Source organism: Streptomyces prasinopilosus, assembly GCF_001419695.1.
Taxonomy (GTDB): domain Bacteria; phylum Actinomycetota; class Actinomycetes; order Streptomycetales; family Streptomycetaceae; genus Streptomyces; species Streptomyces prasinopilosus.
Window position 1 is genome coordinate 1 of record NZ_LIRG01000175.1, and the last position, 14,240, is coordinate 14,240.

At 72.5% G+C, this 14,240-nt stretch carries 16 protein-coding genes; 4 read left to right on the forward strand and 12 right to left on the reverse strand.

Features of this window, described 5'->3' with window-relative positions; translation table 11 throughout:
* Nucleotides 1-1,206: 3' terminal RNA ribose 2'-O-methyltransferase Hen1 (locus tag AOK18_RS08950; protein ID WP_055693955.1), on the reverse strand; the 1,206-nt coding region annotated here is incomplete at its 3' end.
* 222 nt (nt 1,207-1,428) lie between these two features.
* Between AOK18_RS08950 and AOK18_RS08955 the strand changes: the two genes are divergently transcribed.
* Nucleotides 1,429-1,587 (forward strand): hypothetical protein, encoded by a 159-nt coding sequence (locus AOK18_RS08955; RefSeq protein ID WP_157865059.1) that lies wholly within the window; start codon nt 1,429-1,431, stop codon nt 1,585-1,587.
* Between the two features lie 129 nt (nt 1,588-1,716).
* Here the strand turns inward: AOK18_RS08955 and AOK18_RS08960 are convergent, their stop codons facing one another.
* The 7 genes from AOK18_RS08960 to AOK18_RS08990 all read right to left on the reverse strand — a co-directional run bounded on the left by AOK18_RS08960 (nt 1,717) and on the right by AOK18_RS08990 (nt 6,915).
* On the reverse strand, nt 1,717-2,115 hold the full coding sequence (locus AOK18_RS08960; RefSeq protein WP_055693957.1) for a PIN domain-containing protein: 399 nt from the start codon (nt 2,113-2,115) through the stop codon (nt 1,717-1,719).
* Nucleotides 2,112-2,393 carry a hypothetical protein gene (locus AOK18_RS08965; protein WP_055572915.1) on the reverse strand — a complete coding sequence of 94 codons (282 nt, stop codon included), beginning with the start codon at nt 2,391-2,393 and terminating at the stop codon, nt 2,112-2,114. The genes AOK18_RS08960 and AOK18_RS08965 overlap by 4 nt, the downstream gene beginning before the upstream one ends.
* A 659-nt stretch (nt 2,394-3,052) precedes the next feature.
* The gene (locus AOK18_RS08970) at nt 3,053-3,976 is read right to left on the reverse strand and encodes an LLM class F420-dependent oxidoreductase (RefSeq protein WP_055572916.1); all 924 of its coding nucleotides are present in this window, start codon (nt 3,974-3,976) and stop codon (nt 3,053-3,055) included.
* Nucleotides 3,977-4,211: 235 nt separating this feature from the next.
* A complete protein-coding gene (locus AOK18_RS08975; RefSeq protein WP_157865060.1) occupies nt 4,212-5,006 on the reverse strand; it encodes a hypothetical protein in 795 nt (264 codons plus the stop codon).
* Nucleotides 5,007-5,321: 315 nt separating this feature from the next.
* Complete coding sequence (locus tag AOK18_RS08980; RefSeq protein ID WP_055572923.1) at nt 5,322-5,792, reverse strand: DUF6099 family protein; 471 nt, start codon at nt 5,790-5,792, stop codon at nt 5,322-5,324.
* A 230-nt stretch (nt 5,793-6,022) separates the two neighbouring features.
* Nucleotides 6,023-6,328 carry a nucleotide pyrophosphohydrolase gene (locus tag AOK18_RS08985; RefSeq protein ID WP_055572924.1) on the reverse strand — a complete coding sequence of 102 codons (306 nt, stop codon included), beginning with the start codon at nt 6,326-6,328 and terminating at the stop codon, nt 6,023-6,025.
* Between the two features lie 188 nt (nt 6,329-6,516).
* On the reverse strand, nt 6,517-6,915 hold the full coding sequence (locus tag AOK18_RS08990; RefSeq protein ID WP_055572918.1) for a cell division protein SepF: 399 nt from the start codon (nt 6,913-6,915) through the stop codon (nt 6,517-6,519).
* 237 nt (nt 6,916-7,152) lie between these two features.
* Here AOK18_RS08990 and AOK18_RS08995 point away from each other — a divergent pair, with 237 nt between their 5' ends.
* The 3 genes from AOK18_RS08995 to AOK18_RS09005 all read left to right on the forward strand — a co-directional run bounded on the left by AOK18_RS08995 (nt 7,153) and on the right by AOK18_RS09005 (nt 10,202).
* Nucleotides 7,153-7,608 carry a tellurite resistance TerB family protein gene (locus AOK18_RS08995; protein WP_055693959.1) on the forward strand — a complete coding sequence of 152 codons (456 nt, stop codon included), beginning with the start codon at nt 7,153-7,155 and terminating at the stop codon, nt 7,606-7,608.
* A 222-nt stretch (nt 7,609-7,830) separates the two neighbouring features.
* Nucleotides 7,831-9,186 carry a hemolysin family protein gene (locus tag AOK18_RS09000; RefSeq protein ID WP_055693960.1) on the forward strand — a complete coding sequence of 452 codons (1,356 nt, stop codon included), beginning with the start codon at nt 7,831-7,833 and terminating at the stop codon, nt 9,184-9,186.
* Nucleotides 9,183-10,202 carry a hemolysin family protein gene (locus tag AOK18_RS09005; RefSeq protein WP_055572921.1) on the forward strand — a complete coding sequence of 340 codons (1,020 nt, stop codon included), beginning with the start codon at nt 9,183-9,185 and terminating at the stop codon, nt 10,200-10,202. Before AOK18_RS09000 ends, AOK18_RS09005 begins: the two co-directional genes overlap by 4 nt.
* A gap of 145 nt (nt 10,203-10,347) precedes the next feature.
* Here AOK18_RS09005 and AOK18_RS09010 read toward each other — a convergent pair whose 3' ends face one another.
* The 4 genes from AOK18_RS09010 to AOK18_RS09025 form a co-directional block, all read right to left on the reverse strand.
* Nucleotides 10,348-11,694, reverse strand: coding sequence for an FAD-dependent oxidoreductase (locus AOK18_RS09010; RefSeq protein WP_055570812.1), 1,347 nt, complete (start codon nt 11,692-11,694; stop codon nt 10,348-10,350).
* Nucleotides 11,695-11,734: 40 nt separating this feature from the next.
* Entirely contained in the window at nt 11,735-12,445 is a 711-nt protein-coding gene (locus tag AOK18_RS09015) for a maleylpyruvate isomerase family mycothiol-dependent enzyme (RefSeq protein WP_055570813.1), read from the reverse strand.
* The gene (locus tag AOK18_RS09020; RefSeq protein WP_055570814.1) at nt 12,442-13,290 is read right to left on the reverse strand and encodes a fumarylacetoacetate hydrolase family protein; all 849 of its coding nucleotides are present in this window, start codon (nt 13,288-13,290) and stop codon (nt 12,442-12,444) included. The genes AOK18_RS09015 and AOK18_RS09020 overlap by 4 nt, the downstream gene beginning before the upstream one ends.
* On the reverse strand, nt 13,287-14,240 hold a 954-nt coding region (locus AOK18_RS09025), incomplete at its 5' end, for a cupin domain-containing protein (protein WP_055693961.1). The genes AOK18_RS09025 and AOK18_RS09020, both read right to left, overlap by 4 nt.

Here is a 14,240-nt window from a genome sequence, read left to right on the forward strand (position 1 = left end):
GGGGCGGGCCGCGCCGAACACGGCGTACTCCAGGGCGGGCAGCCTCGGCGGGTCGAGGTGCTCGATCACCTCGCTGAGCACGGCCGCGTCATACCCCTTGAGCCGCTTGTCGGTGTACGACAGCGAACCCTGGAGGAGCTTCACCCGGGACGCCTGCCGCTCCCCCATGCGGTCCAGCTTGAGCCGCCGGGAGGCGATGGTGAGCGCGCGCAGGGACACGTCGACGCCGACGATCTCGGTGAAAGCGGGGTTCCGCAGCAGTTCCTGCACCAACTGGCCCTGTCCGCAGCCGAGGTCGAGCACGCGGGCGGCACCGGAGGCACCGAGCGCGGCGATGATCGCCTCCCGGCGCCGCACGGCGAGCGGGGTCGGCTTCTCCTCGGCCTCGGTCTCCTCCCCCACCGCGTTGTCGATCTCCTCGACGTCGCTGTCGTCCGCCTCGGCCAGCCGGACCAGTTCGAGCCGTTCCAGCGCCTGACGGGTCAGCGACCAGCGGCGGGTGAGGTAACGGCTGGTGATCAGCTTCTGCTCCGGGTGGCCGGGCAGCCAGCCCTCGCCGGCCCGCAGCAGCTTGTCCACCTCGTCGGAGGAGACCCAGTAGTGCTTGGCGTCGTCGAGGACGGGGAGCAGCACGTAGAGGTGGCGCAGGGCCTGGGCGAGGGTGAGGGTGTCCGCCTCCAGGACGAGGCGCACGTACCGCGAGTCGCCCCACTCCGGGAACTCGGTGTCCAGGGCCACCGGGTCGGCCGTGACCGTCCAGCCGAGCGGCTCGAAGAGCCGCCCGACCAGGGCGGGGCCGCCGCGCGCGGGCAGCGCGGGTATCTCGATGCGCAGCGGCAGCGGCCGCCCCGGCAGCTCCGGGCGGGCCTTGCACACGCCGCGCATCGCACTGGAGAAGACGCCGCCGAGCGCCACGGCGAGCAGCGAGGACGCCGCATACGGGCGGTCGTTGACGTACTGGGCGAGGGCGGCGTCGGGGGCACCGCCGCGCCCCTTGCCCTTGCCGCGCCGGACCAGTGCCACCGCGTCCACCTCCAGCAGCAGCGCCGCCGTGCAGCGCTCGGCGTCCGCCTCGGGGTAGAGGACGTGCGCGGTGCCGTAGGACAGCTCGGCCGAGAAGGGGTTCTCGGGATGCTTATGCAGGAGGAAGCCCAGGTCGGTAGCGGGGTCGGTCCGGTCGCCGGTGGTGGAGATCGTCAGGAACACGTGACCGAGTATGGGTGGCACCGGGCCGTGCCGGCAGTTGTTTATCCTGCAACAACAGCGGGGCCCACCGGGTCGGCGGGCGGCCGGCCGTACGGGAAGCTCCGGTCGCCGCCGATCCACCGGTTGCCGGTCCGGGGCGCCGTGTGCGGCGGGCAAGGGCGAGAAACGATCTTCCGCGTCCGCAACGATCGCGCCGGGATGGCCCCCATGGGGGATTTCAGCGTGCGCACAGCGTTCCGTCTGACGTTCACCGACTACCACCAGGACCCGGACGACGATGACGTCCTTCGACGAGCGGTCACTGTCCAAGCCGACCGGATCACGTTCGACGACGACCACCTGAACCTCTGGCTCGCGGGCGCCCACGTCTCGATCACATGACCACAGGTCAGCCCGGCCCTCACCCGTAGGCGGCCCGAGCTTGTCGCCGTACTGCGCCTCCCCTCAGAGCACTGATCATCGGGGCAGCGGCCGGCTCTTCGTCGTGAGGGTCTGTTCTGGAGCCTCGGCTCAGACCTTCTCCGCGCTCAGGCGCGGATGCTCGGCGGTGAGCAGCCCGATGTCTTCCACGTCCGAAGTCAGGATCGTCACCGGGCCGGGATGCTGCAGGGCCGTCGCGCACAGCATGGCGTCGATGGCGTACTTGTGGCCGCGCAGCCCCGCTGCACGCAGCAAAGCGGCAGCGCAGTGCGCGAGGGTCTGGGTTACCGGCTCGACACTCAGGCGGGACAGGGTCCACTTCAGCGCGGCGTCGTTGATCTTCGGGTGGATCACCTCGACCAGCACGGCGGCCGAGGTGATCACTGGCAGGTCCGCGTCGCGAGCAGCCGTCAGCCACTCATGGATCTCCCGATCACGCTGTACGGCCTTCGCCAGGCCCTCGCTGTCCAGGACCAGGGCACCGCTCACGCGGCCGCCCCGGCGTTCGAGGCGCCTCCGGTCAGCCGGGCACGCTTGGCCGCCACGGCTGCGGGGTCGGCCGGGCCGTGCACCTTGTCGAAGTCTGCGATCAGCTCGTCCAGGTTGTCGCGCTCGATCTGGCGCTGGGCCGCCTTCTCCAAGTAGGCCGAAACTCCCCGCTTGCCGACCCGCTCACGGATCGCGTGCAGAGTTCCGGCGGTCAGGGTGACGGAGATACCGCTGGTGGGGCCATCGCCGGGTGGGAACTCAACGTCGTCATCAGCCATGCGTCGAGTATGCCATTGAATATGGCATAGCGCCTGGCAAGGTGCACAGGACTCTGAGCGGATGACGAGGGGATCCGGCACGGAGGCTGGTGGGCCTGTGCAGCAGCAACGCCGCTTCAACAGCTGATCTGCGGATGGAGGGACCGTGCGGAGTCGCCCCCGGTGGCGCCGACCTCCGCCCTTTCCGGGACCCTCTGCCCGCCGCGTGCCCGTAAGGGCGGGAATCCACGGTCGGCAGCGGTGCGATCCGACCCACACGACCACCTCAGGGTCCCGCTGTCCACGCTGGTCAGAGCCATGGCCCCCACCCGGGCGCCGTCGCTTCCCAAGCTGAGGGGTCAGTCGGCGGTTTGCCGTTCCACCCTGACGTGGGAAGGCATCCTGAAAAGCTCGATGAGGTTCCCCCGAGATGCGGGGAGTAGTGACAGCAGGTCAGACAGGACTCTCGGAGAGGAGCCCTGACAGTCGCGGCGTCCCTGTGATGGGTACGCAGTCGGGGGCACCAGCGTCTGTGTCGGGACGTGCTCACCGGCTCGCAGGCGCAGCAGGTCGGCAGCGGCGTCCGCGCAGTCCGGGAAGAGCTGTCACGGTCGTCGGCTCAGCCGGTTGCCAGAAGGCCGGCGGGCCGTGCGGGTCGTCCGCCCGCACGGCCAAAGACGCTAGCCGAGCTGGGACTGGACCTGGGAGGAGATCAGTTCCAGGTGGTCGAGGTCGGACAGGTCGAGGATCTGGAGGTAGATGCGCCGGGCGCCGATCTCCGCGTAGCGGCCGATCTTGTCGACGACCTCGGCGGGGGTGCCCGCCAGCCCGTTGGCCCGCAGTTCGTCGGGCTCGCGGCCGATCGCGGCGGCCCGGCGGGCGACCTCCTGCTCATCCTTGCCGACACAGGCGACCAGCGCGTTGGAGTACACGAGGTCGTCCGGGTCGCGGCCGGCCTCCTGGGCGGCGGCGCGCACCCGGCCGAACTGGCGCTCGCTGTCCTCCAGGGAGGCGAACGGCATGTTGAACTCGTCCGCGTACCGCGCGGCGAGCCGGGGGGTGCGGACGGCGCCGTGGCCACCGACGAGCACCGGGACCTTGGCCTGGGCCGGCTTGGGGAGCGCCGGCGACTTCGTGAGGTCGTAGTAGGTGCCGTGGAAGTCGTAGGTCTGCCCGGTCTCCGTCGCCCACAGGCCGGTGACGATCTCCAGCTGCTCCTCCAGGCGCGCCATCTTCTCCTTCGGGAAGGGGATGCCGTACGCCTTGTGCTCCTCCTCGAACCAGCCCGACCCCAGGCCGAGTTCGACGCGGCCGCCGGACATCTGGTCCACTTGGGCGACCTGGATGGCGAGGACGCCGGGGAGGCGGAAGGTGCCCGCGGTCATCAGGGTGCCGAGCCGGATGCGCTGGGTCTCGCGGGCGAGTCCGGCGAGGGTGATCCAGGCGTCGGTGGGGCCGGGCAGGCCGTCCACGGAGCCCATCTTGAGGTAGTGGTCGGAGCGGAAGAAGGCGTCGAAGCCGAGGTCCTCGGTGGCCTTGGCGACGGTGAGCAAGGTGTCGTAGGTGGCCCCCTGCTGGGGCTCGGTGAAGATACGGAGGTCCATACCCCCATCCTGCCTGCTCGGACACGGCAGGGCCCGATCGGTCCCCCGTGCCCGTGTCGCGCCTCCCCGTGCTCGTGCGCCGCACCCCTGGTGTGCCCGTGGCCTGCCCGATGTCCCGAGCCGGAGATCCTCGGCCGTTCCTTCGCACGCCCGCCGACCCGTTCACGGCTCGTCCTCCTGAGCCGGCACCGTCCCGGGCGGCGCCCGGCACCCTCCGGGGCACCGGCGGCGCCCGTCACCCGCCCGCGGACCCGCTCACCTTCTCGACGAGAGCAGCGATCATCGGTTCGTCGGGCCCCGGCTCCGGTTCGAACTCCGCCAGTCGGGCGGGAGGGAGCGGCCCGAGGAGTTCGGAGGTCTCCACGGTCGCGATGACACCGCCCACGCGTACGGCGGTCACCAGGGAGTAGGCGTACCCCTTGTCTCCGGCCGTGGTCTGCGTACGGCCCAGCAGGCGGTATCGCACGACCTCCTCGCCGAGGTCCGGTACCGGGAGCGTTTCGGTCGTGAAGGAGGCGGCGCCGTAGGGGTTCCGTACCGAGAACCTGTCGCAGCTGTCCACGGCGCGGCGCAGCTCGGCGACACGGGAGCGGGCGGTCTTTGCCGGGTAGCTGGTGAGCACGGTCTTCCGGAGCGCCCCGGCGCCGTCCCTCCCGTACATCATCGACCAGGCGGCGGCCGACTCCCCACGACCGGGCGCCTCCTCGCTGCGCACCTTCCGCAGAGCCGCACAGGCGGCCGGCTCGGTCGCGTCCCCGTCGGCGTCGTCCGCGGCGGCACCGGTACGCGCACCACCACCCGTGACGGTGAAGCCCGCCGCCTCGGCCTCGGCCTCGGTGAGCAGTGCGGCCTTGAGCCCGCCGGCGGTGAGCGGCGCGGAGCGGTCCCCCGCTTCCGACGCCGCCGGGGTTCTTCCGGCGTCCTCGCCCGCACCGGCCGGCTCCCCGGTGCCGGAGCAGGCCACGGCCAGAGCGAGTACCGGCAGGAGAGCGGCGGCCGGAAGCCCTCCCCGTCTTATGTGACGTTTCATCAATTCCCTTTCTACCGCGTGCGCGTGGCCTTGCTGCGCACGCGCACGCCTGAACGGTACGGGCAGGGAACGGACGAGGCGCGGCGGAGGCGTTCCGTCCCCCGCCACCGGGCCCGGGAAGCGGTGGTGCGCCGGGCACCTTGGGGAGAAGCCCGGGCGAGGCGCCCACCGCTCCGTCCAGGCCCTCGAACGCGACATCCGGTCCTGGCTCGCGGACTGGAACGAGCACCCGCGGCCCTTCGTCCGGACGAAGAGCGCCGACGGGATCCTCGACGGAGCCGCCGCCTCCTGCCGAGGAATCTCCGGCTCAGGTCACTAGCCCGCCTCGCGTTCCGCGAGGGCCCGGTCGCGGTCGGCCAGTTTGCGGAGCATCTCCAGGACGCGGTCGCGGGACTCGTCGGCCGCGTCGATGGCCTCCACGCACTGCCAGTACGAGGCCTCGTCCTCCGCCGCGGAGGCCATGCCGACCAGGGCGATGCCGACCTCGCCGAGGAGTCCGCCCAGATGCAGCAGGACCTGCCGGGCGTCACCCAGGTCGGTGAGCAGGGCCGCGCGCAGTTCGCCCGCGCCGAGCCGCGGGGTGTCCAGCACGCCGCAGCCGCGGCCCGCCAGCTCGGTCAGCCCCAGGGCCTCGCCGCGCAGTTCGGGCGGGCCGGTGACCGCGAGGCGGCTGCCGATCGCCTGCGCGAGTGCCTGCGCCTGCCACACCTCGGCCGAGAGTTCCGGCAGGCCGCCGGCGGTGGTGAGGGCTCGTCTGCTCGCTTCTATGAGCCGCACAGCGTCCATGCGCCGCCCCTGTCTGTCCGACGCGCTGCCCACGCGTCCGCCCAACTTCCTTGTTCACTACCCAGAGTGAGACCGTTTGAGACAGAACACCTAGAAGAAGGTGGAGATCTGGGGACAACAATTCGAAAACGGTCGACATGTCGACTGCGGAGAGTGATAGCGGAGAGATTCCCTCCGCGGAGCGCCCGCGCGGTGACGGTCCGCGGAGCGGCAGCCCGCGGCGGGCCCGTTCAGACCGGGAAGCGGCGCTCGTTGCGGTCGATCTTGGCGTTCAGTGCGGCCAGCGGGTCGATGCCGAGCACCTCGCACAGCTGGAGCAGGTACGCGAGCACGTCGGCCACCTCGTCGCCGACGCGGTGCGCGGTGTCGGGGTCCTCCATGACGCGGGCCGACTCCTCCGGGGTGAGCCACTGGAAGATCTCGACCAGTTCGGAGGCCTCCACGCTGAGCGCGGCGACGAGGTTCTTCGGGGTGTGGTACGGCTGCCAGTTCCGTGCCGCGGCGAACTCGGCGAGCCGGCGCTGGAGTCCGGCCACGTCCGGCGGGCCGGCGGGGGCGGTGGAAGCGGTGGGGTCGCCGGGGCGCGGCGAGCCGGGTGTGTCGGTCACCGTCCAGGTGTACCACCGCCGCGCCGGCCACCCCGCGGCCGGGAGGCGTCGCTCACCGCACCGATCGGCCCGAGGCGGCCGCGCCCGCCCCTCCGCGCCGCCCGGCGGACGGGCCCCTATTCGTCCCCCGGGATCCCGACGCCCTGCATCAGGCCCGCCACCTCGGTGCCGGCCGGGGTCAGCAGGAAGACGTTGCGGTCGACGCGGTGCATGCCGCTGCCCAGCCCGAAGACGACGCCGGTGCTGAAGTCCAGTATGCGTTTGGCCACGTCGCCCTCCGCGCTGGTGAGGTCGAGCAGGACCGGTATCCCGGCCATCAGCGTCTCCGCGACGTCGCGGGCGTCCGCGAACACGTTCACCCGCAGGACCACGAAGCGGCGTCGCGCCTCGGTGTCGGCCTCGGGCCTGGACCGGTGGCCGACCGAGGACGGCCAGGCGTCCCGGCCCCGCAGCGGAACGACCTGAGCGAGCCCCTCCCACTGTTCGTCGGTGACATCGTGGCTGTTCACCGGCATGCTCCGTCCTCGGTCGCGCTGGCTGTCTGCATCGGCCAATTCTTACGCATGGCCACCCGTTCGGCCCAATGCGACACCCTTCGCCGCCCCGGACCGCCCGGGGTGTGCCCTTCTGCCCCGGGGCCGGATCCACTAACTTCTACATCGCTGTAGATAATGGTTGCCGACACCGGACGGGGCCCCGCGCGCCGCGCGCCGTGGGGCCGTCCGCCCCGCCCCCGAACACCTGGAGTGCACATGGCCCTGTGGGACCGCATCAGGGAATCCGCGACGCAGATGCAGAGCCAGCTCGAAGCGAGGAAAAACGACCTCAGGAGCGGCGCCTTCCGGGACGCGAGCATGGCCATGTGCGCTCTGGTCGCCGCCGCCGACGGGGTCGCCGATCCCTCCGAGCGGCAGCGGGTGGCCCAGCTCATCGCCACCAACGACATCCTGCGGAACTTCCCCGCGGACGACCTGCGCCGTCGCTTCGAGGAGAACCTCGACCGGCTGGCCGCGGACTTCGCCTTCGGCCGGGTGAGCGTGCTGCAGGAGGTCGCCAAGGCGAGGAAGAAGCCGGTCGAGGCGCGCGCCGTGATCCAGATCGGCATCATCATCGGCGGCGCGGACGGCGACTTCGACCGCGACGAACAGGCGGTCGTCCGCGAGGCGTGCTTCGCGCTGGGACTGCCGCCGCACGAGTTCGATCTCTGATCCCCGCCCCGGCCGCGGTCCGGACCGCGCCCCGGCGGGTGCGGTCCGGCCTCTTGCGGGAACATGGCCACCGTCGCAAACGTTGGACCGCTGACAGACCCCATCAGCACATCTACGAGGAGCCACGCACGTGTCCGCCAGATCGACGGACCCCCCGGGGCACAGTCCCCGACCATCCCGTCACGCAGTTGTGGAAACCGGCACCCGGCGGGGTGGTGTTCGATGAGTGCCGTAGAGGCCCTGTTCGGCCTGCTCGCCGTGTTCGTGCTCACCGCCGGCACCGGCTATTTCGTCGCCCAGGAGTTCGCCTACGTCTCCGTGGACCGGCTCGCCCTCGCCCGTGAGGCCGAGGCCGGGGACCGCAGGGCCGCCCGCGCCCTGAAGGTGCTGGAGCGGCTGTCCTTCATGCTGTCGGGCGCCCAGCTCGGCATCACCGTCACCGGTCTGGTCGTCGGCTTCATCGCCGAGCCGTCGGTGTCCGCGCTGCTGCGGCCGGCACTGTCCGGTCTCGGGCTGCCGGACGCGGCCGTGAGCGGCGTCTCCGTCGTGCTCGCCTTCGTGCTGGCCACGGTCGTCCAGATGGTGATCGGCGAGCTGGCACCGAAGAACCTCGCCATCGCCGTGCCCGAGCGGCTGGCGAAGGCGCTGGCGAGTTCGACCCTGGCCTATCTGAAGGTCGTCGGACCGGTGGTGCGGATCTTCGACAACGCCGCCTCCCGGCTGCTGCGCCGCATCGGCATCGAGCCGGTCGAGGAGCTGCACCACGGGGCCACGCTGGAGGAACTCGGCCACCTGATCGGCGAGTCCCACGAGAACGGGGCACTGCCCGGGGACACCGCCACCCTGCTGGACCACGCGCTGGAGTTCTCCGAGCGGACCCTGCACACGGTGATGGTGCCGCGCGCGGACGCCGTCTTCGTCCGCGGGGAGGCCGGCGCCGACGAGGCGGTCGGCCTGATCGCGGCGCACGGGCACTCCAACTACCCCGTGCTCGGGGACCACCCCGACGACGTCGCGGGGGTGCTGGGCGTGCGCGAGCTGATGGCCGTGCCCGCCGGCGCGCTGGCCGGCGCCACCGCCGGTGCGATGGCCCGGCGGCCCCTGCTGCTGCCGGACACGCTTCCGCTGCCGGACGCGGTCGCGCGGATGCGCGAGCAGGACGACGAGTTCGCGGTCGTCCTGGACGAGCACGGCGGGGTGGCCGGCATCGTCACCTACGAGGACATCGCCGAGGAGCTGGTCGGTGACATCGCCGACGAGTCCGACAAGGTCTCCGAACTGGCGGTCGCCGACGGCGACGGCTGGCTCGTGGACGCGGGCCGCCGGCTGGACGAGGTGGCCGAGGCGACCGGCGTGCGGCTGCCCGAGGAGGACGACTACGAGACCGTGGCCGGGCTGATCGTGGACCGGCTGGGCCGTTTCCCCATCGTGGGTGACCGGGTCACCGTCGAGCTGCCCGAGGACGGCCGCGCGGTGATCGACGTGCGCACCCTGGACCGGCACGTGGCCGAGCGGGTGCGCATCACCCCGAGCGCGCCCCTGGCCGGGGCGACCGGGAAGACGGAGGAGCCCGCATGAGTTTCCCGATGGCTCTCTTCGTGACCGTGCTGCTGCTGATCGGCAGCGGGTTCTTCGTGGCGGCCGAGTTCGCCCTGGTCGCCGCCAAACGGCACCGCATGGAGAAGGCGGCGTCCGAGGGGCGGCGCGGTGCCGGTGCCGCGCTGGCGGGCATGCGCGAACTGTCGCTGATGCTCGCCGGCGCCCAGCTGGGCATCACGGTGTGCACCCTGGGGCTGGGCTCGGTGTCCAAGCCGGCGATCTCGCACGAGCTGGACCCGCTGCTGCACAGCCTGGGCCTGCCGAGCGCGATCAGCTACGGCGTGGCGTTCGCCCTCGCGATGACCGTGGTGGTGTTCCTGCACATGGTGGTCGGTGAGATGGCGCCCAAGTCGTGGGCGATCGCCCACCCGGAGCGTTCCGCGATGCTGCTCGCCCCGTCGTTCCGGGCGGTGGTGAAGGTGGTGCGGCCGCTGATCCACGTCCTGAACGTGGTGAGCAACGCGCTGGTGCGGATGTGCCGGGTGAGCCCGCGCGACGAGCTGGCCTCGGTCCACGACCGGGAACAGCTCACCCACCTGGTGGTGGAGTCGGAGCGGCTCGGCCTGATCAGCAAGACGGACTCGCAGTTGCTGACCCGCTCGCTGACCGAGCCCGACACCCCGGTCTCCGCCCTGCGGATCCCGGCCGACGAGATCGACTCCGTCGGGGGCGACGCGGACGTCGACGAGGTGCTGCGGGTGGCCACCGCCTACGACCGGACCCGGTTGCTCGTCCGGGACGGCGGCACCGTCCTGGGCGCGATCCACGCGCGGGACGCGCTGGTCGCCCGCGCCCGGGGCCGCGCCACCAGCGCCCGTGAGCTGGCCCGTCCGGTGCCCGAGCTGACGCAGACCACGACGGTCGCCGACGCGATCGACGTGCTGCGCCGTCGCCGGGGCACTCTCGCGGTCGTGCGGGACGACACGGGCCGGCTGACCGGTCTGGTCACCCTGGACGACCTGCTGGCCCGGCTGATGCTGCCGGCCGGGGGCTGACCCGCCGCCCCCACCGGTGCCCGCACCGGTGGGGGCACCGGTGGGGGCACCGGCGCCACGAGGACGACGAAGGCCGGCCGGCCCTCTCCGTGAGGGCCGGCCGGCCTTCGCCGTGCGGTCGGCGGGTGCGTGGGGAGGGCCGCCGTCAGCGGGCCGTGCCGCCCGCGAGCGCGGCGCCGGCGTCCGCGTCCGGGGCGTCGGACGCGGACGCCTCGTCCTCCTCGATGCGGGCCGAGGCGAGCGGGACGGGCCGGAACATGGGCGGCTCCTCGTCCGGGAACAGCGCGGTGGGCCCGTACACCCAGTCGGTGAAGGCGTACTCGGCCGGGTCGATGCTCCGCATGATCGCGTTGCGCTGCAGCCGCTCCGTGCCGTCGAGGTGCCACAGCTCGCCCCAGGCGCGGGCGGTCGTCAGGATCCGGCGGCAGTGCTCGACGCGGACCGCCTCGTACGCGGCCAGCGCGGCGTCCCAGTCGACGGCCGACGGTGCGGCGTCCTCGGCCCGCAGCCGGGCGACGTGCCGGGAGAGGACCCAGCCGTCCTCGATCGCCATGATCGCGCCCTGGGCCATGTACTGCAGCGGCGGGTGGGCGGCGTCGCCGAGGAGGACGACGCGGCCGTGCACCCAGGTGTCGATCGGGTCGCGGTCCATCATCTGCCACCAGCGGTCCCGCCACATCAGCGGGATGCCCTTGCCCACGGTCTCGCAGGTGCCCTCGAAGGCGGCGTCGAGCTCGTCGGGGGTGCCCCAGTCCTCCTGCCCGGCGAGGGCCTTGGGCGACTGGAACACGGCGACCTGGTTGAACATGTCGCCGCCGCGCAGCGCGTACTGGACGAAGTGGCAGCGGGGTCCGACGTAGACGGTGACGTCCTTCTCGGCGATGCCGTTGTCCCGGACCTGCTCGATCGGGACGGCCGCCCGGTAGGCCACGTAGTCGGAGCTGACGACGTCGTCGCCGACCAGTTTCTGCCGGGCGACGGAGCGCAGGCCGTCGGCGGCGATGACGAGCGGCGCCTCCTCGGTGCCGCCGTCGGCCAGGGTGATGCGGGCGCCGCCGGCGGTGTTCTCGTAGTCGACGACCGTCCGGTCGGTGACCAGGTCCACGCCGGCCCTCCGGCAGGCCCGCAGGAAGATCGCGTGCAGGTCGCTGCGGTGGATGACCATGTACGGGAAGCCGTAGCGGCGTTCGAGGTCGCCCAGGTCGAGGCGGATGAGCTCGCGGGAGTCGAGCGCGTCGCGCATGACCATGTTCTCGGGGACCACACCGAGTTCCTTGGCCTCGTCGAGCAGGCCGTACTCGTCGAGGATGCGGGTGCAGTTGGGTGCGATCTGGAGGCCGGCGCCGACCTCGCCGAACTCCGGGGCGCGTTCGAGGACGCGGATGCGCAGCCCCTCCCGGGCGAGGGCGAAGGCGGTGCTGAGGCCACCGATGCCACCTCCGACGACGAGGACGTCGGGTCGGCCTTCGGTGGGAGGGGTCGCTGGGGTCATCGTGTACTTCCTGTCCGAGCCGGGGGTCCGGCCCTGTCGTTCAGAGCCAGGGACCCAGAGGGGGTACCGGGCCGCCGTCGGCGGCGGTGAGCGCGTGCCCGCGCCCCGTGAGGTAGGCCGTGATCTCGGCGAGCGGGCCGGTGAGCACGGTGGGCTCGCCGTCGCCGGGGAGTTCCCGGACCTCTCCGGTGCCGGTCTCCGTCAGGCGCAGCGCCGGGCCGGGGGCCTGGGCGCGCTTGGCGATGACGTCGTCGCAGAGGGCGCCGAGGAAATCGGCCGGCAGGTCGGCGAAGGTGATGCCGGTGTCCAGGTCGACGGCGTGGACGCACACCTCGCGGGAGCGCATCCAGGGCAGTTCGGTGGCGGGCACCGTGCGGCCCTGGGCCGTGACGACCGGGGTGCGCCACTGGCCTTCGGTGAGCCCGGCCGTGGACGCGGCGAGTTCGGCGGCGGAGCGGCGCAGCCATCCGGTCAGGTCGGCGGCGGGCATGCCGAGGCCGCGTGCGATGCCGGCGGCCCGCTCCCCGGGGGACGCGTACATCGGGGTCTCCTCGCCGGTGGCCGCCCAGTGCACGAGGTTGCCGAGGGCGTCCGCGTTGGCGGCGACGTGGGCGACGAGCTGGCGGCGCTGCCAGCCGGGCAGGCCGCTGGGCGCGTCGTAGGCCTCGTCGTCGAAGCCGGCGACGGCCTCGATCACGAGGTCCGTGCCGAGCTCCGCCCAGCGGCGGGCGTCGTCGAACGAGCGGGTCATCGGGCCTGCTTCTCCTCGACGACCTTGTTCTCCAGGCGGCCGATGCCCTGGATCTCGGTGACGACCTTCTCGCCGCCGAGCAGGTAGCGGCCGGGCTTGCGGGCGTGGCCGACGCCGCCGGGGGTGCCGGTGGCGATGATGTCGCCGGGGTTGAGGCGGATGACGGTGGAGACGTACTCGACCAGGGCGACCGGGTCGAAGAGCAGGTCGCCGGTGTTGTCGGACTGCATGACCTCGTCGTCCACGGTGAGCGTGACGTCGAGCGCGGGGCGGACGCCGCCGGGCAGCTCGTCGGGGGTCACCAGGTACGGGCCGACGGGGGTGGTGGAGTCCCAGGTCTTGCCCTGGAGCCACTCGCGGGTGCGGAACTGCCAGTCGCGGGTGGTGATGTCGTTGAGCACGGTGAAGCCGGCGATGGCCTGCTCGGCCTGCTCGCCCTTGGCGCGGCGGACCTGCTTGCCGACGACGACGGCGAGTTCGACCTCCCAGTCGAACTGCTCGGTCTCCTCGGGGCGGACGATGTCGTCCGTCGCGCCGATCAGGGAGTCGGCGAACTTCGCGAACAGGGTGGGGTGTTCGGGCAGGTCCCGGCCCATCTCCTGGATGTGGTTGCGGTAGTTGAGGCCGACGCAGACGACCTTGGACGGCTGCGGGACCACGGGCGCGAGGTCGGCGCCCTCGGCGGGGTACGTCGTCGCGTCACCGGCGGGGGCGGCGGCGAGTGCCGCCCAGTCGTCCTGCGCGAGGAGGGTGCCCACGTCGGGGAACCCGAGGTCGACCAGGACGTCACCGTCGAGCCGGACGGCCTTGGTGGTGCCGTCGGTACGGAGGGTGGCGAGCTTCATGAGCGGGTGGTTCCTTCCACGTGGGTGCGGTCGAGCCGGAGGGCTTCGAAGATCGGGGAGTCGCTGAACCGGAAGAGGTCCAGGGCGCCGGAGTCGGAGTCGGTGGAGCCGGCCTCGGAGCGCACGGAGAGCGGCTGCCAGGACGGGACGACGAACAGGTCGCCGCGGGTGACGGACCAGGAGGTGTCGCCGACGGTGACGGTGCCGGAGCCGTCGAAGACCTGGTAGACGGACGAGCCGGTCTCGCGCACCGGGGCGGTCTCGGCGCCGCGCACCACGCGGTGCACCTCGGCGCGGATGGTGGGCAGCACGTCGGTGCCGTTGGACGGGTCGGTGAACCGGACGGCGGCGTGGCCGGGCTCGACGGTGCCGCCGAAGCCCTCCTCCTCCAGGGCGAGCTGGTCGGTGAGCGCCCGGTCGGTGTGCTCCCAGCGGTAGGCGAGGAGGGGGGTGCCGGGGGCGTCCGAGGCGGCGGCGACGGGGCGCAGGCCCGGGTGTCCCCAGAGGCGCTCGGAGCGGGAGCGGTCGGGGGTGATCCGCTCGGCGTCGCTGATCTCGTCGCGGCCGAACTCGAAGAACTGGGACTCGCTGGTGTACTGGAACGGGATGTCCAGGCCGTCGATCCAGGCCATCGGCTCGGAGGTGGCGTTGTGGTGGGCGTGCATGTTCCAGCCGGCCTGCGGGAGGAAGTCGCCGCGGCGCATGGCCACCGGGTCGCGGCCGACGACCGTCCAGACGCCCTCGCCCTCGACGACGAAGCGGAAGGCGTGCTGGGTGTGACGGTGCTCGGGGGCGTCCTCGCCGGGCATCAGGTACTGGATGGCCGCCCACAGGGTGGGGGTGGCGAAGGGCCGTCCGCCGAGGGCGGGATTGGCCAGTGCGATGGCGCGCCGCTCGCCGCCCCGGCCGACCGGGACGATCTCGCCGGCCTGGGCGGCCAGCTCCCGCAG

Coding starts and splice junctions, on each gene's coding strand:
- AOK18_RS08965 (WP_055572915.1), bottom strand. CDS start 2,393: ATGGCTGATGACGACGTTGAGTTCCCACCCGGCGATGGCCCCACCAGC.
- AOK18_RS08970 (WP_055572916.1), bottom strand. CDS start 3,976: ATGGACCTCCGTATCTTCACCGAGCCCCAGCAGGGGGCCACCTACGAC.
- AOK18_RS08975 (WP_157865060.1), bottom strand. CDS start 5,006: ATGAAACGTCACATAAGACGGGGAGGGCTTCCGGCCGCCGCTCTCCTG.
- AOK18_RS08980 (WP_055572923.1), bottom strand. CDS start 5,792: ATGGACGCTGTGCGGCTCATAGAAGCGAGCAGACGAGCCCTCACCACC.
- AOK18_RS08990 (WP_055572918.1), bottom strand. CDS start 6,915: ATGCCGGTGAACAGCCACGATGTCACCGACGAACAGTGGGAGGGGCTC.
- AOK18_RS08995 (WP_055693959.1), top strand. CDS start 7,153: ATGGCCCTGTGGGACCGCATCAGGGAATCCGCGACGCAGATGCAGAGC.
- AOK18_RS09000 (WP_055693960.1), top strand. CDS start 7,831: ATGAGTGCCGTAGAGGCCCTGTTCGGCCTGCTCGCCGTGTTCGTGCTC.
- AOK18_RS09005 (WP_055572921.1), top strand. CDS start 9,183: ATGAGTTTCCCGATGGCTCTCTTCGTGACCGTGCTGCTGCTGATCGGC.
- AOK18_RS09010 (WP_055570812.1), bottom strand. CDS start 11,694: ATGACCCCAGCGACCCCTCCCACCGAAGGCCGACCCGACGTCCTCGTC.
- AOK18_RS09015 (WP_055570813.1), bottom strand. CDS start 12,445: ATGACCCGCTCGTTCGACGACGCCCGCCGCTGGGCGGAGCTCGGCACG.
- AOK18_RS09020 (WP_055570814.1), bottom strand. CDS start 13,290: ATGAAGCTCGCCACCCTCCGTACCGACGGCACCACCAAGGCCGTCCGG.